Source organism: Micromonospora sp. NPDC005161 (assembly GCF_053599855.1).
Genome location: NZ_JBSFYQ010000018.1, coordinates 22,644 through 40,970, shown reverse-complemented (window position 1 = coordinate 40,970; position 18,327 = coordinate 22,644). Strand labels below are relative to the sequence as shown.

General features: G+C 72.7%; 23 protein-coding genes. 17 read left to right on the top strand and 6 right to left on the bottom strand.

Features of this window, described 5'->3' with window-relative positions; translation table 11 throughout:
* Positions 1-32: 32 nt before the first annotated feature.
* Together ACWD5O_RS18845 and ACWD5O_RS18840 are read right to left on the bottom strand one after the other, a co-directional pair.
* The gene (locus ACWD5O_RS18845; RefSeq protein WP_450086047.1) at positions 33-548 is read right to left on the bottom strand and encodes an NUDIX hydrolase; all 516 of its coding nucleotides are present in this window, start codon (positions 546-548) and stop codon (positions 33-35) included.
* Positions 541-978, bottom strand: coding sequence for an OsmC family protein (locus tag ACWD5O_RS18840; protein ID WP_354966690.1), 438 nt, complete (start codon positions 976-978; stop codon positions 541-543). Before ACWD5O_RS18840 ends, ACWD5O_RS18845 begins: the two co-directional genes overlap by 8 nt.
* A 95-nt stretch (positions 979-1,073) precedes the next feature.
* On the opposite strand from ACWD5O_RS18840, the gene ACWD5O_RS18835 reads away from it, so the two are divergent.
* From ACWD5O_RS18835 to ACWD5O_RS18820, 4 genes are all read left to right on the top strand, one after another.
* Positions 1,074-1,565, top strand: a complete 492-nt coding sequence (locus tag ACWD5O_RS18835) for a type II toxin-antitoxin system PemK/MazF family toxin (protein WP_354966689.1) — start codon at positions 1,074-1,076, stop codon at positions 1,563-1,565.
* A 98-nt stretch (positions 1,566-1,663) separates the two neighbouring features.
* Positions 1,664-2,005, top strand: coding sequence for an ArsR/SmtB family transcription factor (locus tag ACWD5O_RS18830; RefSeq protein ID WP_354966688.1), 342 nt, complete (start codon positions 1,664-1,666; stop codon positions 2,003-2,005).
* A complete protein-coding gene (locus tag ACWD5O_RS18825) occupies positions 1,989-2,462 on the top strand; it encodes an SRPBCC family protein (RefSeq protein WP_450086046.1) in 474 nt (157 codons plus the stop codon). Before ACWD5O_RS18830 ends, ACWD5O_RS18825 begins: the two co-directional genes overlap by 17 nt.
* A gap of 54 nt (positions 2,463-2,516) precedes the next feature.
* The gene (locus ACWD5O_RS18820; RefSeq protein ID WP_450086045.1) at positions 2,517-3,533 is read left to right on the top strand and encodes a phosphotransferase enzyme family protein; all 1,017 of its coding nucleotides are present in this window, start codon (positions 2,517-2,519) and stop codon (positions 3,531-3,533) included.
* 45 nt (positions 3,534-3,578) lie between these two features.
* On the opposite strand, the gene ACWD5O_RS18815 is transcribed toward ACWD5O_RS18820, so the two are convergent.
* Positions 3,579-4,229 carry a GGDEF domain-containing protein gene (locus tag ACWD5O_RS18815; protein WP_354966756.1) on the bottom strand — a complete coding sequence of 217 codons (651 nt, stop codon included), beginning with the start codon at positions 4,227-4,229 and terminating at the stop codon, positions 3,579-3,581.
* A 264-nt stretch (positions 4,230-4,493) separates the two neighbouring features.
* On the opposite strand from ACWD5O_RS18815, the gene ACWD5O_RS18810 reads away from it, so the two are divergent.
* The 7 genes from ACWD5O_RS18810 (at position 4,494) to ACWD5O_RS18780 (ending at position 10,391) form a co-directional block, all read left to right on the top strand.
* Positions 4,494-4,733: a DUF397 domain-containing protein gene (locus tag ACWD5O_RS18810; protein ID WP_354966685.1), complete on the top strand. Its 240-nt coding sequence runs from the start codon at positions 4,494-4,496 to the stop codon at positions 4,731-4,733.
* Between the two features lie 195 nt (positions 4,734-4,928).
* Positions 4,929-5,762: a helix-turn-helix domain-containing protein gene (locus ACWD5O_RS18805; protein ID WP_450086084.1), complete on the top strand. Its 834-nt coding sequence runs from the start codon at positions 4,929-4,931 to the stop codon at positions 5,760-5,762.
* A 166-nt stretch (positions 5,763-5,928) separates the two neighbouring features.
* Entirely contained in the window at positions 5,929-6,993 is a 1,065-nt protein-coding gene (locus ACWD5O_RS18800) for a LacI family DNA-binding transcriptional regulator (RefSeq protein ID WP_450086044.1), read from the top strand.
* Between the two features lie 2 nt (positions 6,994-6,995).
* Positions 6,996-7,199: a hypothetical protein gene (locus ACWD5O_RS18795; protein WP_450086043.1), complete on the top strand. Its 204-nt coding sequence runs from the start codon at positions 6,996-6,998 to the stop codon at positions 7,197-7,199.
* Between the two features lie 110 nt (positions 7,200-7,309).
* Positions 7,310-8,779 carry a protein kinase domain-containing protein gene (locus ACWD5O_RS18790; RefSeq protein WP_450086042.1) on the top strand — a complete coding sequence of 490 codons (1,470 nt, stop codon included), beginning with the start codon at positions 7,310-7,312 and terminating at the stop codon, positions 8,777-8,779.
* Between the two features lie 33 nt (positions 8,780-8,812).
* Positions 8,813-9,439, top strand: coding sequence for a histidine phosphatase family protein (locus tag ACWD5O_RS18785; protein WP_450086041.1), 627 nt, complete (start codon positions 8,813-8,815; stop codon positions 9,437-9,439).
* Between the two features lie 79 nt (positions 9,440-9,518).
* A complete protein-coding gene (locus tag ACWD5O_RS18780; RefSeq protein ID WP_450086040.1) occupies positions 9,519-10,391 on the top strand; it encodes an alpha/beta fold hydrolase in 873 nt (290 codons plus the stop codon).
* 15 nt (positions 10,392-10,406) lie between these two features.
* On the opposite strand, the gene ACWD5O_RS18775 is transcribed toward ACWD5O_RS18780, so the two are convergent.
* Entirely contained in the window at positions 10,407-10,847 is a 441-nt protein-coding gene (locus ACWD5O_RS18775) for a VOC family protein (RefSeq protein WP_450086039.1), read from the bottom strand.
* A 74-nt stretch (positions 10,848-10,921) separates the two neighbouring features.
* A complete protein-coding gene (locus ACWD5O_RS18770; protein WP_450086038.1) occupies positions 10,922-11,788 on the bottom strand; it encodes an SDR family oxidoreductase in 867 nt (288 codons plus the stop codon).
* A 116-nt stretch (positions 11,789-11,904) separates the two neighbouring features.
* Between ACWD5O_RS18770 and ACWD5O_RS18765 the strand changes: the two genes are divergently transcribed.
* Complete coding sequence (locus ACWD5O_RS18765) at positions 11,905-12,516, top strand: TetR/AcrR family transcriptional regulator (RefSeq protein ID WP_450086037.1); 612 nt, start codon at positions 11,905-11,907, stop codon at positions 12,514-12,516.
* Here the strand turns inward: ACWD5O_RS18765 and ACWD5O_RS18760 are convergent.
* Complete coding sequence (locus ACWD5O_RS18760; protein WP_450086036.1) at positions 12,419-13,294, bottom strand: carbon-nitrogen hydrolase family protein; 876 nt, start codon at positions 13,292-13,294, stop codon at positions 12,419-12,421. The two genes, ACWD5O_RS18765 and ACWD5O_RS18760, sit on opposite strands and share 98 nt — an antisense overlap.
* Here ACWD5O_RS18760 and ACWD5O_RS18755 point away from each other — a divergent pair.
* The 5 genes from ACWD5O_RS18755 to ACWD5O_RS18735 all read left to right on the top strand — a co-directional run bounded on the left by ACWD5O_RS18755 (position 13,293) and on the right by ACWD5O_RS18735 (position 18,258).
* Positions 13,293-14,075 (top strand): DedA family protein, encoded by a 783-nt coding sequence (locus ACWD5O_RS18755; protein WP_450086035.1) that lies wholly within the window; start codon positions 13,293-13,295, stop codon positions 14,073-14,075. The two genes, ACWD5O_RS18760 and ACWD5O_RS18755, sit on opposite strands and share 2 nt — an antisense overlap.
* 30 nt (positions 14,076-14,105) lie before the next feature.
* A complete protein-coding gene (locus ACWD5O_RS18750; protein ID WP_450086034.1) occupies positions 14,106-15,269 on the top strand; it encodes a sensor histidine kinase in 1,164 nt (387 codons plus the stop codon).
* Positions 15,260-15,904, top strand: a complete 645-nt coding sequence (locus ACWD5O_RS18745; protein WP_450086033.1) for a response regulator — start codon at positions 15,260-15,262, stop codon at positions 15,902-15,904. The genes ACWD5O_RS18750 and ACWD5O_RS18745 overlap by 10 nt, the downstream gene beginning before the upstream one ends.
* Before the next feature lie 958 nt (positions 15,905-16,862).
* Positions 16,863-17,420: a hypothetical protein gene (locus tag ACWD5O_RS18740; RefSeq protein WP_450086032.1), complete on the top strand. Its 558-nt coding sequence runs from the start codon at positions 16,863-16,865 to the stop codon at positions 17,418-17,420.
* Positions 17,421-17,835: 415 nt separating this feature from the next.
* Positions 17,836-18,258, top strand: a complete 423-nt coding sequence (locus tag ACWD5O_RS18735) for a protein-tyrosine phosphatase family protein (protein ID WP_450086031.1) — start codon at positions 17,836-17,838, stop codon at positions 18,256-18,258.
* Positions 18,259-18,327: the final 69 nt, after the last annotated feature.

The following is an 18,327-nucleotide window of genomic DNA, read 5'->3' as shown; positions in this document are numbered from 1 at the left end:
GCATGGGGCCGAGTCGGCCACCTGCACCTCGGTCACGAGAACAGCTCGAACGGCTCGTCGATCTCCTCGCCGGCCAGGAAGGGCGTGATCAGGCGGGGGAGCTGTCCCGGGTAGAAGCGCGCGGAGCTGGCCACAACCTCGGGCAGCGGCCACCAGCGGAAGCCGAAGTAGTCCTCCAGCTCGTAGTCGAGTCGGTCCGTCTCGTCCACGTCCGGACCCGGGCCATCCAGCCGTACCGTGACGACCACCTCGTCCTGGACGTGGCGCAACTGCCGGTGCCGGAAACTCGCCCGCCGACGCCAGGCAGGCGTGCCCACCTGCTCGGCGGTGACCGCGATGCCGGTCTCCTCGCGCAGCTCCCGCACCGCCGTGTCGCGGTACGTCTCCCCGGGGTCCATGCCGCCGCCGGGCAGCTCCCACCAGGTGCCCAGCCGGGGGTGGTCCGGGTCGCGGGTGTGGAACAGCAACACCCGGTCGGTGTCGTCGAGGACCACCACCCGCACGGCACGCCGTTCGAGGATCGGCAGGTCGCGCGGCAGCTCAATCACCGGTTCCCCGCACTCCGGCGCCGGCGACCTCGGTGCGACCCAGGCGTACCGGGGTGCCACCGCGCAGGGAGTTGGGGATCTCGGCGATCGCGTCCACCCGCTCGACCAGAGCGCGGAGCACCTCCGGCGGGGCGTCGCCCTCGACCCGGACGTCGTACCGGACCTCGCCGGACACCGCCGGCTCGCCGGTGAAGTCGCCGCGCACCGTCACCTCGACCCGGTGCAGGTCGAGGCCGGCCGCCCGCGCCTCGCGGAACAGGTCGTTCGAGACGCAGCCGGCGACCGCGAGGTAGAGCAGTTGACCCCCGTTGAACCCGAGCCCGCCGCCGCCGGCGTCCGCCGGACGATCCACCACCAGGGTGTACGCCCCGGCGGACCCGAGCGCCGTCGCGGTCCCGGGGAGAGTGCTGGTACGCACCTCAATGGTCACTGGCAACACCTCCGCGTCGTCCCGCTGCCGGGCACCAGTCTGCCGCAGCGCCGCCCGCTCCGGCGGCCGGCGCGGGGACCGGTAGGCTGCCCGCCGTGGCTGGTCTGTTGAGGAACGTGGCGGCGCGCATCTCTCGGGTGGGCGCGGTGATCCCCTCACCGCGACGTCCCGGGCCGGCCCCGGCGCAGGTGGCTCGCCGTCGTCAGGTGAGCGCGTTGCAGCGGCGCGAGCTGACCTACGCCCCGGAGCGGGACGGCCAGGCCGACCCCGGGGAGATCGTCTGGACGTGGGTGCCGTACGAGGACGACCCCCGCCAGGGCAAGGACCGTCCGGTGCTGGTCGTCGGACGGCACAGCCGGACGCTGTTCGGGTTGATGTTGTCCAGCCAGAGCGAGCGGGACGGCCAGCGGCACTGGTTCGCCCTCGGGCCCGGTGACTGGGACCGGGACAACCGGCCGAGCTGGGTCCGGTTGGACCGGGTGCTCACCATGCGCGAGGACAGCATCCGCCGCGAGGGCGCCGTGCTGGACCGGCCCCGGTTCGACCGGGTCGGGCAGGCACTGCGCGCGGGCTACGGCTGGCGCTGACCGCACGCGAGTTTCCGTCGAAGGGTGTTGACGCAGCTACGCTGGGCTGTATATTCAACCTAGCGGTTTACAAGCCAAATGGTTGAGAGCGACACCTGATGACAGATCCCACCAGCGCCGTGTTCGCCGCCCTCGCCGATCCGACCCGTCGGGCCATCCTGGCCCGGCTGGCGACCGGCGAGGCGACGGTCAACGAGTTGGCCGAGCCGTTTCCGATCAGCGTTCAGGCGATCTCGAAGCACCTCAACGTGCTGGAGCGCGCCGGATTGATCGTGCGGACCCGCGAGGCGCAGTGGCGTCGCTGCCGGCTCGACCCGGCCCCGCTGCGCACGCTGGCCGAATGGGTCGAGCAGTACCGCCGGCTCTGGGACGACCGCTACGACACATTGGACGACTACCTGCGCGACCTGAAGGAGGCCAGCCGTGACCAAGCCCCGTGACCTCGCCATCGACATGCCGTCCGACCGGGAGATCACCCTCACCCGTTCCTTCGACGCCCCGCGCGAGCTGGTCTACGCCGCGCACACCCAGGCCGAGCACCTGAAGCACTGGTGGGGGCGGGGCAACCCGCTGGACGTCGAGATCGACTTCCGGGAGGGCGGCAGCTACCGCTTCGTCGAACACGCCACGGACGGCAACGCCTACGGCTTCCGCGGTGAGTTCCGGGAGATCGTCGTGCCGGAACGGATCGTGCAGACCTTCGAGTACGAGGGCATGCCCGGTCAGGTGGCGGTGGAGACGCTGGTCTTCACCGAGACCGACGGACGCAACACCGTCACCGGCACCACCCGGTTCGACACCACCGAGCAGCGCGACGGCATGGCCGAGTCCGGCATGGCTCAGGGCGCCGCTGAGTCGTACGCCGCACTGGACCGGTACCTCGCCACCCTGCGCTGACCCGGGCCGGTTTTCGGGTGGGCCGGGCCGCCCGGCAGGTGGCATGGTGTGCCGGTGATCGAGGACGCGACGCGGCGGGTGGCCCGGTGGGTCCGTACGGACTTCGGCCTCGACCTGACCCGCATTGACGAGGTGACCCACGGCGCCGACCAGCGCGCCCGGCTGTGGCTGGCGCACGCCGCCGACGGCACCCGGTACGCGGTCAAGCTGAGCGGCGGCGGCACTCCGGCCGGCCTGGTCGTGACGGCGCACCTGGCCAGCCAGAAAGTGCCGGGCATCCCCGAGCCGCTGCGCACCCGCGACGAGCGTCTGTGCGGGGACCACCGGGGCCACCGCCTCTCGGTGGTGCCGTGGGTCTCCGACCAACGGGCGCTCGACGGTCCGATGACCGACGCGCACTGGCGCGGGTACGGCGAACTGCTGGCCGCGGTGCACGCGGTGCCGGTGACCGACGAGCTGATGCGGCTGCTGCCGCCCGGCGGCGCGGCGTACCCGGGGATCGTGGCCGCGACCCGCGCGACGGCCCAGCGGTTGCGCGAACCTGGCCGGGCCGACCCGGCCGGTCCGCCGGTCGCCGAGCTGGCGGCCGTCTGGGCGGCGGTGGCCGACCGGGTGTCCACATTGGCTGCGGAGGTCGAGCGCCTCGCCGCGGGCCGGCGCGAGCGGCCGGTGGTGGTCTGCCACGGCGACCCGCACCTCGGCAACCTGCTGCTCGGGCCGGATGGCCAGGTCTGGCTGATCGACTGGGACGACGCGGTGCTCGCCCCGCCCGAGTGCGACCTGATGTTCGTCACCGACGGGGTGCTCGCCTTCGCGCCGGTCACCGCCGACCAACGCGCGGCCGTCCTCGCCGGCTACGGAAGGGGTGACATCGACCCGGTCGGCCTGGCCTGGTTCCTCGCGGTCCGTGCGCTCGACGACCTCACCGACTGGACCCGCCAGGCGTTGGATCCGGATGCGGACGCGGCCGACCGCGCGATGGCGGCCCGGATCGTGCGCGGACTGGTGTCGCCGGTCGGCCTGGTCACCCTCGCCGACGCGGCGCTGCGTGACCTCGGCCGGCCGAGTTGAGCGCGGCACCCGCTCGGACGGATGTGGCCGCGGACGCCGGAGCGGTCAGCACTCGGCGAGGCGGACGCTGTCCACGAGCTGGCGGGGCGACCGGTTGCCGCCCAGGCTCTTCGCCTGGTACATGGCCGCGTCGGCGCGGCTGAGCGCGTCGGTGAGCTGGGCCGGGCCGGTCACCGGGGCGAGCCCGACGGAGGCGGTCACCTGAACGCTGACCCCGCTCAGGCGGATCGGGGCGGCGACGGTCTCGGCGAGCCGCCGGGTGGCGTGCTCGATCCAGCGCCGGTCGATGGTCGGGCTGGCCAGCAGCCCGGCGAACTCGTCCCCGCCGAGGCGGGCGACGAGGTTGTCCCCGGCGAAACCGGCCAGCCGCTCGGCCACGCTGATCAGCACCTGGTCGCCGGCCGCGTGCCCGTACCGGTCGTTGATCTGCTTGAAGTCGTCCAGGTCGAGCACGATGGCGATCAACGGCTGCCCGGCCGCGTCGGTGAGCAGGGCGGCCGCGAGGCGGTAGAAGGCACGCCGGTTGGGTAGCCCGGTGAGCGGGTCGTGGCTGGCGGCGTGCCGCTCGGCGGCGAGTTCGGCCTGGAGGTGCCCGATCTCGGCCTCGGCGCGCAGCGCCCGCCGCCGTAGTTGCCACGAGGAGAGCAGTGCGCCAGCAGCGCAGATGCCGGAGGCGACACTCATCGGATCCGGCACGGACCCTCCCATCGCCGCGATCGCCTCCAGCCGTCGGCCGGCACGACGCGCGCCGCGTCGGGCCCGGTTTTCCCTCATCGATGCCCATGCAGATAACTCAACGTGCGCGAATACGCACCGATCTTGTGCGTTATCATGCTCGCCGTCCGGTGCAGATGCAATAGCAGATGCACGTGCAGCACCGTCCGATGTCGATACCGCACCCCTCGCCGTCACCGCTCCTCCCACGGCCACCGGCGGGCTCGTGAGCAGAAAGACGCCCTCATGCAGCAGCCACCGAACGGCGTTCCGATCCATCAGTTGCCACCGCTGAGCTGGAAGAAAAGTCGCCGCAGCAACCCCAGCGGCAACTGCGTGGAGCTCGCTGAGCTGCCCGGCGGAGCCGGCATCGCGCTCCGCAACTCCCGACATCCGGAGGGGCCGGCGCTGATCTACACGGTGGATGAGATCGCCGCCTTCGTGCTCGGCGCGCGTGACGGCGACTTCGACCATCTGATCAACTGAGCGACCCTCGGTGGACAATCCCGGGGACGGGACTGATCTACCGGTCCGGAGGAGTTCACCTCACTGTCGGTCCATGGCATGCTTACACGTCGGCCGGGCCGGGGCGCCCGACCACGCTGGTCGGTGTCCGGAGGTCCGCACGTGACGAAGGTTCCCGCCGAGGGCGGCCCGACAACCGGGCCGACCGTGCTGCGCATGCTGCTCGGTGCCCAACTGCGCCGGCTGCGGGAGTCCAGCGGCGTGACGCGGGAAGGCGCCGGCTGGGAGATCCGGGCCTCCGAATCCAAGATCAGTCGGATGGAGCTGGGCCGGGTCGGCTTCAAGGAACGCGACGTGGCGGACCTGCTCACGCTCTACGGCGTCAGTGACGAGCAGGAGCGCGACGCGCTGCTCAAGCTCGCTCGGGACGCCAACAGCCCCGGTTGGTGGCACCGCTACGGCGACGTCCTGCCCGCCTGGTTCCAGTCCTACCTGGGCCTGGAGGCGGCGGCGGCGCTGATCCGCACCTACGAGGTGCAGTTCGTGCCCGGCCTGCTGCAGACCCGTGAGTACGCCCGAGCCGTCGTGCTGCTCGGGCACGGCGCGGCCGGTCCGGCCGAGCTGGATCGGCGGGTCGCCCTGCGGATGCAGCGCCAGCAGTTGCTCCACAGGGAGCGCCCGCCGCAGCTCTGGGCGGTGGTGGACGAGGCGGCGCTGCGCCGCCCGATCGGCGGTGCCGACGTGATGCGCGGTCAGCTCACCGCGCTCATCGAGGCGACCAAGTCGCCGAACGTCCGCCTCCAGGTCATTCCGTTCGCCGCCGGTGGTCACGCGGCCGCCGGTGGTGCGTTCACCATCCTGCGCTTCGGCGACCAGGAGCTGCCCGACATCGTCTACATCGAACAGCTCACCAGCGCCATCTACCTGGACAAGCGCGACGACCTGGATTATTACGCGGTGGCCATGGAGCGGCTCTGCGTCGAGGCCGAGCCGCCGGAGCGCACCCCGGAGATCCTCGGCCGCCTGCTGGAGGACCTCTACCCAGCCTGACCGCCGTCGGGGCAGCGCCTGAGGGCGTCCCGGCCCCGGTCGGTGCGCTTCTTCTGGTTCGTCCCCGCCACCGGACGGGTCCGGCCGACACTTGGTATTGACCGCCGCCGACTCGTCCGGCTAGTCTCTGTATCGATACAGACTGGATCGATACAGAGGGGTGCCGGTGAAGCCAACCCTGCAAGCCGTGGCGGACGCCGTCGGCGTCTCCCGCAGCACGGTGTCCAACGCCTACAGCCGCCCCGACCAGCTCTCCGCGGCGCTGCGCGAGCGGATCCTGGACTCCGCACGGCAGCTCGGCTACCCGGGCCCCAACCCCACCGCCCGCTCCCTGCGCCGCGGGTTCGTCGGCTCGATCGGGGTGCTGTTCACCTCGCAACTGTCGTACGCCTTCACCGACCCGTTCGCCGTCCGCTTTCTCGCCGGGGTGGGTGAGGCCGCCGAGCGACACGGCACCAGCATGCTGCTGGTGCCACTGGCCCGGGCGGAGCTCGACGCCCGTCGCGCGGTGGAGAACGCCGCGGTCGACGGGTTCTGCGTCTACTGCGTCGCCGACGAGGAGTGGGCCCTGGATGTGATCCGGGCCCGCGGGTTGCCGTTCGTCAGCACGGCCGCTCGCGACGACGCCGGCCCCGACGAGCGGTTCGTCGGCATCGACGAGCGGGCCGCGGCCCGCGGCGTCGCCGCGCACGTCGCCGGCCTCGGCCACCGCCGGGTGGCCCTGCTCGCCGACTCCGTGCTGCCCGACGCGCCGGCCGGCCCGCTCACCCTCTCCGGGGTCGACCAGGCGCCGCACCCGACCACCCACGGCCGGCTCGCCGGGTTCGCCGACGCGTTCGCCGAGGTCGGCGTCGACTGGGCCGAGCTGACCCTGGTCAACGCCCCGGGCAACAGTCGCCAGGCCGGGGCGGCGGCCGTCGCCGGGCTGTTCGACCGGCCGGCGCCGCCGACCGCCGTGCTGGCCTGCTCCGACGTGCTCGCCCTCGGCGTCCTGGACGCGCTGGCCGGGCGACCGGCTGGCGACCGTCCGCCGGTCTCGGTGACCGGCTTCGACGACGTTCCCGAGGCCGCCGCGGCCGGCCTCACCACCGTCCGGCAACCGGCCGAGGAGAAGGGCCGGATCGCCGCCCAACTACTGCTCGACCCGCCCGCGGACGCCGCGGCCGGTCATGTGCTGCTGCCCACCGCACTCGTCGTCCGGACTTCCACCGGACCTGTCCCGAGGAGTTGACCATGGAACACCCCACCGGATACCTCACCGCCCTCGACGCGATGAACCGCCACGTCAACTCGGCCCGACCGAACGCGCCGGTCCAGGTCGAGCGAGCCCGCCCGGCGCTGCTCGCACCAACCCGGCGGGCCACCGCCATCGCCCTGCGCCGGCTCGCCGACCGGATCCAGCCGCGACCGCTGCCCACCGCCACCACCTGCTATTAGCCGACCAATAGGCTATTTCGGCACGTACGGGAGGAATTGGTCGGGACCGGGCGGCGCGGGTGGTCGAGGGGAGTGCGGCCAGGCAGACTGGTGAGGCCATGTCGCCCTTCATGCCCACTCTCCGTCTCCACGACCGCTACGTACTGCACGAGCGGATCGGTCTCGGTGGCATGTCCGAGGTGTGGCGGGCCGACGACGAGGTGCTCGGCCGGCCGGTCGCCGTCAAGGTGCTCGCCGGGCAGCTCGCCACCGATCCGCAGCTGCGGGCCACCATCCAGCGCGAGGCCCGCGCGGCGGCCCGGCTCACCCACCCGCACGTGACCCAGGTGTACGACTACGCCGAGGCGACGCTGGCCGGCGGCGCCGTGGTGCCGTACCTGGTGATGGAGCTGGTCGAGGGGCACAACCTGGCCGACCGGCTGCGGACCGGGCCACTGCCCTGGCCGGAGGCGGTGCGGGTGGCCGGGCAGATCGCCGCCGCGCTGGCCGCTGCGCACCGGATCGGCGTGGTGCACCGCGACGTCAAGCCGGGCAACGTCATGCTCACCGACACCGGCGCCAAGGTGCTCGACTTCGGCATCGCCGCGCTCGGTGGCCCGCAGCACACGCTCGGCGGCCAGGCGGGCGAGCCGCTGATGGGCACACCGGCCTACTTCGCCCCGGAGCGGCTGACCGCCGGCCCACCCGACCCGGCCAGCGACGTGTACGCCCTCGGCGCGCTGCTCTACCGCACCCTCACCGGTCAGGCGCCGCTGCCCGTGCAGAGCTGGGAGGACGCGCTGGAGGTGCACCGGCGGGGCACCCCGGTGCCGCCGTTGCGGGTGCCCGGCCTGCCGGCCGACATCGCCGAGCTGACCGTCGCCTGCCTGGCTGCCGACCCGGCCCGCCGACCCACCGCCGCGCAACTGGCCATCCGGTTCGGCGCCGGCCAGCCGGTCGAGCCGCCCACCGAGCTGCTGCGCATCCTGCCGGCTGCCCACTCGGCCCACCCGCCCACCCTGATCGATCGCTCGGCGGCCCGCCCCCAACCCGCGCGGACCGGTGCCGCGCCGCGCCAGCGCGGGTCACGGCGGCCCCTCGCCGTGCTGACCGCGGCCGGCCTCGCCGCGCTGATCGGCGTCGGCGCGCTGCTCGCCCAGGGCCTCGGCTCGCCCGACTCGCCCGGCTCGGCGCAGGGCGTCAACCCACCGGCGAGCACCGCACCGACGACCGCACCCGGCGACTCGACGCCGACGCCGACGACACCGTCCTCGCCGTCGCCGTCCGCCACCAGCGCGGTGCCCTCGACCGTCGGCCAGCAGATGCCGATCAGCATGCGGGAGGTCAGCGCCGAGTTCGCGGCGGTGCTCGCCCAGGCGCAGGCCCGTGGCGACATCGACCGGAAGACCGCCGAGGACCTGCGCGACGACCTGGCCGACCTGAACCGGCGGTCCAAGGACCGCGCCAGGCACGTCGCCGACCTACGGGAACGGATCGCCGAGCTGGTGGACCGGGAACGACTGCCGGCGCCGACGGGCGCCCAACTCGACGCCCTGCTCACCCAGGCCTGGGTTCTCTCCGCCGGCCGCTCCGACGACTGACACATCTATCAGCGCCGCTGGCATGATGGTCCGATGCGGACGCGGCTCATCTTCGTACGTCATGGCGAGTCGGTCCACCAGGTCATGGGGATCGTGGGCGGCCCGCATGGTTGCCGGGGTCTGACCGAGCTCGGCCGGGACCAGGCACGCACACTGGCCAGGCGGCTCGCCAGCGACTGCGCCGCCGACCGACCGGCGGCGGTGTACTCGTCGGTGCTGCGCCGTGCCGTCGAGACCGCGCAGCCGATCGCCGACGCGTTCGGCGTCCGCCCGACCGCGGACTGCGGGCTGTGCACCTGGCACACGCCGCCGTACGCCGACGGGATGCCGACGATCCGCTTCCACGCCGACCACGCGGCGGAGGGTGGGGGCCTGTTCCGGCCCTTCCAGACGGGCAACGAGAGCTGGGCCGAGCTGGTGGCCCGTGTCAGCCGCGCGATCATGGAAATCGCACACCGGCACCGAGGCACGACCGTGATCCTGGTCGGGCACACCGAGACCGTCGAAAGCGCGTTCCACGCGCTCGCCGCCCAGCCGCTCCACCGGGCGTTCGACCTGGACGTGGCCCCGGCCTCGATCACCGAATGGACCACCGGGGACGACGCCTCCCGCTGGCCGCCGGCCCGCTGGACGCTCCGTCGCTTCGGCGACACCGGCTGACGCGCCGGTGGCCTACAACCGGCTGCGACCCGCACACAGAGCGCCCCGATCCGGTGCCGACGGCCGTAGTCTCACCGGCATGACAACGCAGACACACACCCTCGCCGTACCCGGCGTCGACCTGGTCTACGACGTCCGCGGCCCGCTACCTCCGTCCGGCGGGCGCCCCGCGCTGCTCATGATCGGCCAGCCGATGACGGCGGAGGGCTTCAACGCGCTCGCCGCACACTTCAGCGACCGGACGGTCGTCACCTACGACCCGCGCGGCCTGGGCCGCAGCACCCGCAAGGACGGCCGGTCCGACCACACGCCGCAGCAGCAGGCAGCCGACCTGCACCTGCTGATCGATGCGCTCGACGCCGGCCCGGTCGACGTGCTCGCCAGCAGCGGCGGTGCGGTGACCGCACTCGAACTGGTCGCGACCCACCCCGGCGACGTCGTCACGCTGGTGGCGCACGAGCCGCCGATCAACGCGGTGCTCCCCGACGCCACGGCCGCCGAGCGCGCCCGGGCGGCCTTCTACGACGCGTACCAGGCGAAGGGCACCGGCGCGGGCATGGCCGCGTTCATCGCGATGACGTCCTGGCAGGGTGAGTTCACGGACGCCTACTTCGCCCAGCCCGCCCCTGACCCGGCGATGTTCGGCATGTCGACCGACGACGACGGCACCCGCGACGACCCGCTGCTGTCGAAGAACTCGTGGGCGGTCACCGACTACCGCCCCGACGCGGACCTGCTCACCGCCGCACCGACCCGGATCGTGATCGCCGTCGGTGAGGAGTCGGCGGGGACGTACACCGCCCGTACGGCCCTGGCGACCGCGGCCCTGCTCGGCCAGGAGGCCGTGGTGTTCCCGAGCCACCACGGCGGCTTCCTCGGTGGCGAGTTCGGTTACGCGGGCAAGCCCGAGGAGTTCGCGGCGAGGCTGCGCGAGGTGCTGGACGCCGGGTGACCGTCGGGACAGGACTCAGCCGAAGGCGATGAGGGCGCCGCGCTCGTCGAAGCGGGCCGTGCCCGCCCAGGCGATCTCCCAGCGGTTGCCCTCGGGGTCGGCGATGTAGGCCGAGCGCCCACCCCAGGACCGGTCGGTCGGCGCAGCCACCAGCGTCGCGCCGGCCGCGACGGCCGCGGCGAAGGCAGTGTCGACGTCCGCGCGGCTGTCGACGTTGCAGGCCAGGGTGACGCCGGACCAGCCGCCGGTCGGATCGGCCAGGCCGGGCGCCGCCTCGGCCGCCAGGTCCGGCAGCGGATAGAGCGCGAACAGGACGCCACCCAGGAGGAAGGCGGACCAGCTGTCGTCACTGGACGGCAGCTCGGGCCAGCCAAACGATCGGTAGAACGAGCGCAGCACTCGGATGTTGCGCGCGGCCAGGGTCACGACGGACAGTCGAGCGGGGAGTGGGCCCATGCGGCCGATTCTGCCCGAGCCGTACGACATGCCCCCGACCAAAGCGATCCGTCCCGCTGTTCGTCGGGCAGCGGTCAGGTCAGCTCGGCGCCCGGGGGCGGGACGGCCTTCTCCGCTCCACGGCTCACCTCTTCCCAGCCGGCCCAGGTTTCCATGCGTCGCTGGGAGATGTCGAAGGCGAGGTCGTACACCATGCTGCCCAGCAGTAGCCGTAGCGGCGGGTCGTCGCTGGCGACCAGCGTCATCAGCGCCTCGGCGGCCAGCCGTGGTTCGCTGTCGATCGACCCGTCAGCCCACTGCTTCTCCAGCTCGGCGCGCAGCGAGTCGTAGGCGGGGTTCGGGGTGGTCGCCGTGCTGCTGGTGTAGAGGTCCGTCCAGTAGCCGCCCGGCTGGACGATGGTGACCTTGACGCCGAACCCGGCGGCCTCGGCGGCGAGTGCCTCGCTCATGCCCTCCAGCGCGAACTTGCTCGCGCTGTAGAGGCCGGTACTGAGGAAACCGCCGAGCGCACCGATGCTGGAGATCTGCACGATGTGTCCGCGGCCCTGGGCCCGCATCGTCCGCAGGGCGGCCTGGCTCACCCAGAGCGCGCCGAAGAAGTTGAGGTCCAGTTGAGCCCCGGCCTCGGCTTCGGTGAACTCCTCGACCATGCCGGCGAAGAGCGCCCCGGCGTTGTTCACGACGATGTCGAGCCGGCCGAAGTGCTGGACCGCCTGGCCGACAACGTCGAAAACCGCCGAGCGGTCCGTGACATCGAGGCGAAGCGTCAGCAGGCGGCCGGGGTAGCGGGCGGCGAGGTCGTCGAGCGGCGAGACATCGCGGGCGGCGCCGACAACCCGGTCACCGGCGGCGAGCGCGGCCGCGGTGAAGGCGCGGCCGAGGCCACGGCTCGCCCCGGTGATGAACCAGACCCGGGATGCGGCAGTGCCTGAGGTATCCATGAGGTTCCTTCCGCCGTACGAGACGAACCGTCCCGTCTCGTTGCTGCCTGACCCTACCCGCTTGGGCCCCCCTGTCAAGACGGACCGTCTCGTCTCTTCTTTGCTAGATTGGCCACGTGCCCAAGCAGGTTGCCCCCGACTCGAGCCGCCGCAGCCAGACCGCGCGGCGAGCCATCCTCGCCGCCGCCTTCGACCTCGTCGGCGAGGTGGGATACGCCAAGCTCAGCATCGAGGGCATCGCCGCCGCCGCCGGCGTCGGGAAACAGACGATCTACCGCTGGTGGCCGTCGAAGGGCGCGCTGCTGTTCGACGCCTTCCTCGCCCTCACCACCGAAGGGGAGGACGGCCAGACCGGTGCCCTGCCGGACACGGGCGACCTGGCAGCCGACCTGAAGCTGGTCCTGCGGGCCACCGTCGTCGAGCTGAACGATCCGCGCTACGACCAGCCCATGCGCGCGCTGCACACCGAGATCGTCCACGATCCCGCCCTGGCTTCCGACTACGCGAAGCGGCTGGACGAGCCGATGCGGGAGCTGAAGAAGGACCGTCTGCGCGCCGCCCAACGCGCGGGGCAGTTGGCCGGGGACATCGACCTCGACGTGGCCGTCGACATGCTGTTCGGCCCGGTCCTCAACCGGTGGCTCCAGCGCTCCGGTCCGCTGAATCCCGAGTACGCCGACCAGGTGGTCGACACGGCACTGCGTGGTCTCCGACCTCGCGAGCCGTAGCGACGGTGGTGGAGACCAGCTCTCCCGGCTCCGTACCCGCCTGGGCGTACACCTCACCCTCCGGCGTCCAGACGGCGGAACCGCCGGCCGCCTCGGTGTAGCCGCCGCCGGTCGAACCGGCGAAGCTCGCCACCGCCACCCAGACCCGGTGCGCGATGGCGATGCGGTGGGCACGCCGGCCGGGCACGGCGGCGTCGCTCGCCGACTCCAGCACGGCCGCCGCGTAGACGTCGATCCCGAGCGCCGCGGTCCGGGCCGCGTGCGCGACGACGCCGGTGTCCTTGCAGATCGCCAGGCCCAACCGCCACCCGTCCACATCGAGCACGGCCGGCGCGTCGCCCGGCAGGAACCGGCGGGCCTCCGCGTCGCCCAGCCACATCTTCCGGTACGCCACGGTCGCGCCGGCGCCGGTCACGGCCAGCATCGCGATGTGGTCACCGGCGACCGGCGCGCCGGCCAGGGCCACCGCGCCCGTCTCGGCGCACGCCTCGACCAGTGGCCCCAACCGGGGGTCGTCGACCGGCACGACCGGGGCGTCCAACTCGTACCCCGTCAGCGACAGCTCCGGAAAGAGCACGACCCGGGCGCGCGCCGCGCGGACCGCGGCGGCGTGCGCCCGCGCGTTCGCCGCGACGTCCTGGGGTACGCACGGCGGCTGCGCCACCGCGAGCCGCAGCGGGGTGCGGTTTTCCGCAGTCTCGCCGCTGTGGTCGACCCGCGCGGCCGGGCGGTCCACCTCATGGTCGACTCTCAGGATCACTTCGTAGCGTGGGGGCATGATTCGAACGTCCCACGCCTTGCTCGTCACCGGAACCCCCACCGCCGCGGCCGAACCGCCTCAGGATGGAATGGTCGGCTACGTCAGTGAACTGGTGGAACGACTCGGTGGGCCGGGCGCCGGCCTGGCGGTGGCACTGGAGAACCTGTTCCCGCCGATCCCCAGCGAGGTGATCCTGCCGCTGGCCGGGTTCGTCGCCGCGCAGGGCCGGATCAGCCTGATCGGTGCGATCTTCTGGACCACGCTGGGTTCGGTGCTGGGCGCGCTGGCGCTCTACCTGATCGGCGCGTCGCTCGGCCGGGACCGGATGCGTGCCATCGTGGCCCGGCTGCCGCTGGTGAAGCTCAGCGACGTGGACCGGACCGAGGCGTGGTTCCTTCGGCACGGCGTGAAGGCGGTCTTCTTCGGCCGGATGATTCCGATCTTCCGAAGCCTGATCTCCATCCCGGCGGGGGTGGAGCGGATGCCGGTCAGCACCTTCCTGCTCTACACCACGCTGGGCAGCCTGATCTGGAACACCACGTTCGTGCTCGCCGGTTACCTGCTCGGCGACAACTGGCACCTCGTCGAGGGGTACGTCGGGGTACTCCAGAACGTGGTGATCGTGGCCTGCGTGGCGGCCGTCGCCTGGTTCGTCGGGTCCCGCGTGTTGCGGGCCCGCCGCGCCGCGCGCAACCCCGAGCCCGCCGGCCTCGATGGCCTCGACCAACGCGGCGTCCCCGATCCGGCCGGTCGCGGCACCCTCTACCGTGGCGGCTCATGGGCCTCGGACGAGCGCTAGGCCGGCGGGCTCGGGGCGGAGGGACGTCAGATGGTGGTGAGGGAGCCTCGGACCGGCCGGCGGTGGGACGGACACCGGCTACCGGTCGGCGTCGGCGCCGGGACCGCGACCGCCGCCGTCGAGCTGGTCTTCCTGGCCGTCGCGGCGGTCGCGCTCGCCGGGTCCGCGCTCGCGCCGCCGACCGCCCGGCGGGTCGCTGACCTGACGAGACGGTACGCCGTACAGCTCGTGCGCGTGGAACGCCGCCGGTTGACCGGGCTGCTCGCCGCGGCTGAGCTGCCCGCGCCGAACGCCGCGTCGACCCGGCGGCAGGTCGGCTACCTGGCGGCCCGGCTGCTGCCCGGCGCGCTCGGCCTGTTGGCGTACGCCCTGCTGGGCGTCGGCGTGGTGCTGGCCGGGATCGTGCTGCGCGCGGCGGTACGCGGCGAGCTGACCCTCCTCGACGCGCTGGCCCAGGTCGCCGTCGGGGCGCTGCTGCTGTTGCTCAACGTCCAGGCCCTCGTCAGCGTCGCCGCGCTCGACGTCCGGCTGGCCCGGCGGCTGCTCGGCCCGGGGAGTCGGGCGGAGCTGACGGAGCGGGTCCGCGAGCTGACCACCAGCCGGGCCGGGGTCATCGCCGCGGTCGACGCCGAACGGCAGCGCATCGAACGCGACCTGCACGACGGCCTCCAGCAGCGGCTGGTCGCCCTCGGCATGCTGCTCGGCCGGGCCCGGCGCGCCCGCGACGCCGACCGCACCACCGCCCTGCTCGCCCAGGCACATGAGGACGTGCAGCGGGCCGTCGAGGAACTGCGCGAGGTGGCGTGGCGGGTCTACCTGTCCGCGCTGGACAGCAGCGACCTCGGTGAGGTGCTCGCCATGGTCGCCCACCGCTCCGAGGTGCCGGTGCGGATCCGCTGCGAGCTGCCGGTCCGCCCCGAGCGGCAGATCGAGACGGTGCTGTACTTCGTGGCCTGCGAAGCACTCACCAACGCCGCCAAACACGCCGCCGCTACCCTGGTCACCGTAGAGATCGGGGTACGGGAGGAGTGGGTCCGCATGCGCGTGCACGACGACGGCGTCGGTGGCGCGGACCCCACCGGGCGAGGCCTGTCGGGGCTGGCCCGACGGGTCGCCGCACTGGACGGCCACCTCCGGGTGACCAGCCCGGCCGGCGGCCCGACCACCGTGTTGGCGGAGCTGCCGTGCGGCTAGTCCTCGCCGAAGACTCGACGCTGCTCCGGGAGGGCCTGGCACGGTTGCTCGCCGAGGAGGACCACGAGGTGCTCGCGGCGGTCGGCACCGCCGACGAACTGGTGGAGGCGGTCGGGCGTTCCCGTCCCGACGTGGTCGTCACCGACGTCCGGATGCCGCCCACGCACACCGACGACGGGCTGCGCGCCGCCCTGGAGATCCGCCGGCGCTGGCCCACCACGGGGATCCTGGTGCTCTCCCAGTACGTGGAGCGACGGTACGCCGGCCGGCTGCTCGCGGACCGTCCCGAAGGGGTCGGCTACCTGCTCAAGGACCGGGTGGCCCAGGTCGACGACTTCCTCGACGCACTGGACCGGGTGGCCGCCGGCGGCACCGCGCTCGATCCGGAAGTGGTCCGTCAGGTGGTCGCCGGCTCCGACCGGCCGGACCCGTTCGGTCGGCTGACCCCGCGCGAACGGGACGTGCTGCACGAGATGGCCCAGGGGCACACGAACGCCGCCATCGCCCAGCGGCTGCACGTGTCGCAGAGTGCGGTGGAGAAGCACGTCAACGCCATCTTCGACAAGCTCGACCTCGCGCATGTCGCCGGCTACAGCCGCCGGATCCTCGCCGTGCCGCGCTACCTGGGCACCTGACGCGCCAAGCGCTTTGATCCTGCGCTCGCGAGACTCGCTGGTCGCTGGTCGCTGGTCGCTGGTCGCTGGTCGCCGGTCCGTTTCGGTCCCTGCGGTGGGCGCGGTCCGGCCACCTCCTTCGGCGGTCGGTGTTGTGAGCGGTATACCTGTGAGGCATAACTATGCCTCTGAGGTATACCGCTCGTTGACCACCTCGCCCCGGGGTTCGCTTTCATCCTCGTTCGCGGTGATCGACTCGATGTCAGCGATGCGGCGTTGTCGGCGATTTCGAGGACGTCGGCGATTTCGGCGATGTCGCGGTGCCCCGGTCGGCCGGATGGCCCGGTATCGGTGATACCGAGTCGATCAACCCCCAGCCGGTCGAGTTGGGCGCGCGAGGACGAGCCCATCCCCGCGTCGAATGTCCCGTATCGGGTGACTCTGGCCTGTGACCGGGTGCACCCACGGGGTGGAATCGTGGCGGGCCGGGGGTCGTTACACACCCTGACGATCGCAGCACCACCGGCCCGGCACCCCGCCCCGCAGGGTTGGGATGGCAGCCAGGCCCGGATTGGAATGCCCGCGAGGCCGCGGTCGTTGCAGCCCCCTGACGATCGCAGCCCCACGGCCCGGCACCCCCGCCCCTCTGGGGTTGGGATGGTGGCCAGGCCGGGTTGGAATGCCCGCGGGTGGCCGGTCGTTGCAGACCCCGCGAACGACCGCACCAGCATCCCCTCACCTGGGGCCGCTGGGACGGAGCCCCCGGTCACCGGGGTGTCGATGGATGGGCCACCCGCGGAATGCCCGCGGCCTGGCGGTCGTTAGACACAGTCCCGGCGCCACGAGCCCCCGCCCGTAGGCCGCCGAACTCCAAGACTTTTGCCCCGTGTTGTTGAAAGCGCCGGACGAGGTGCTCGCACCCTTGCGCCGTTCCCCCTCGGGCGTGTGGGTGTCTACCCCCTGAAGGAGCTGATCTCTCATGAACACGATCATTCGTAAGAGCATGCTGTCTGTTGCTGGTCTCGCGTTCGCCGGTGGTGTGTTCGCCGGTCCGATCGCCGCGCACGCCGCCACCCCCGCCGATGGCAAGCCGGTCGCGGTCGCGGTGCAGACGGCCAAGGCGCAGGGCGCGCAGTCGCACATCGACCTCAACGACGAGCAGGTTGCGAACGTCAAGGCGATCATCGCCGCGACGAAGAAGGCTGGTCTGCCTGAGCGGGCCGCGGTCATCTCGATCGCCACGAGCCTGCAGGAGTCGAAGCTGGAGAACCTGGGCCACCTCGGCGACGCCAACGACCATGACTCGCTGGGCCTGTTCCAGCAGCGCCCGACCTCCGGTTGGGGCACCCCGGAGCAGATCACCAACGCCGAGTACTCCACCACCGCGTTCCTCAAGGGCCTCAAGCAGGTCGACGGGTGGCAGGACATGGCGCTGACCGACGCCGCGCAGACCGTGCAGGTCTCGGCCTACCCGGATGCCTACGCCCAGTGGGAACAGCAGGCCACCGACCTGGTCGCCCAGCACTGGAACAGCTGACCGCACACTGACCGCTGGCCGGCACCCCACCCCGGGGTGCCGGTCAGCGGCATACCCACGACCAGATCTTGGACAGTTCCCGTCACCCGCGAACGGAAACTGTCCAAGATTCGCAGGTCGCGGCGGGGGAACAAGGTCGGGCCTGGGCTGGTTGTGGACAGTGTCGGTGTGATCCAGTGTCCCCGGGCCTCACCTAATATCGCCCTCGCGGAATACCGTTCGGCTGGAACCGCGTCGCGCCACTCGCCGAGAGGCGACCTGCACACCGACACCAACGCCGCCCCCAGCCCACCAGCCGGGGGCGGCGCTGTCTGTGCCCCGTCGCCTCGGGTGACCGGCGGGTGCGCTGTCTGTGCCCGTCCACTGGTGACGGGCGGGGACGATGGCCAGATCCCGTTGGCGGCACAATGCTGAGGTGACTGTTCCTCAGCCCTGGTCCGAGCAGTCGGGTGTGCTCGTCCTGCCCAGCGGGGCGACGGTGCGCGGACGGCGCATCGCCGCCGAGGTCGCCTCACCCGCCGACTTCGCCCTGCTGTTGGCCCCCGGCCCGGAACCGGCGTGGCCACACCGGCGGATCCGGTGGCCTGACTTCTGGATACCGCTCGATCGGGCGGACGCGCTCGACGCCCTGCGGGCGACGCTGCGACGCGCGCACGACGGTGAGCGCGTCGAGGTGGCCTGTCGGGGCGGGGTGGGGCGCACCGGTACGGCGTTGGCCGCGCTGGCGATCCTCGACGGGATCCCGGCCGACCGGGCGGTGCCGTGGGTACGGGCGGGCTACCACCCGAAGGCGGTGGAGACCCCGTGGCAGCGGCGCTGGCTGCGCCGCATCGCCTGATCACCACCGCCCCGAGCGCCACCGGCCACGCGTCCACCGCCCCGAGCGCCCACCGGCCAAGCGCCCACA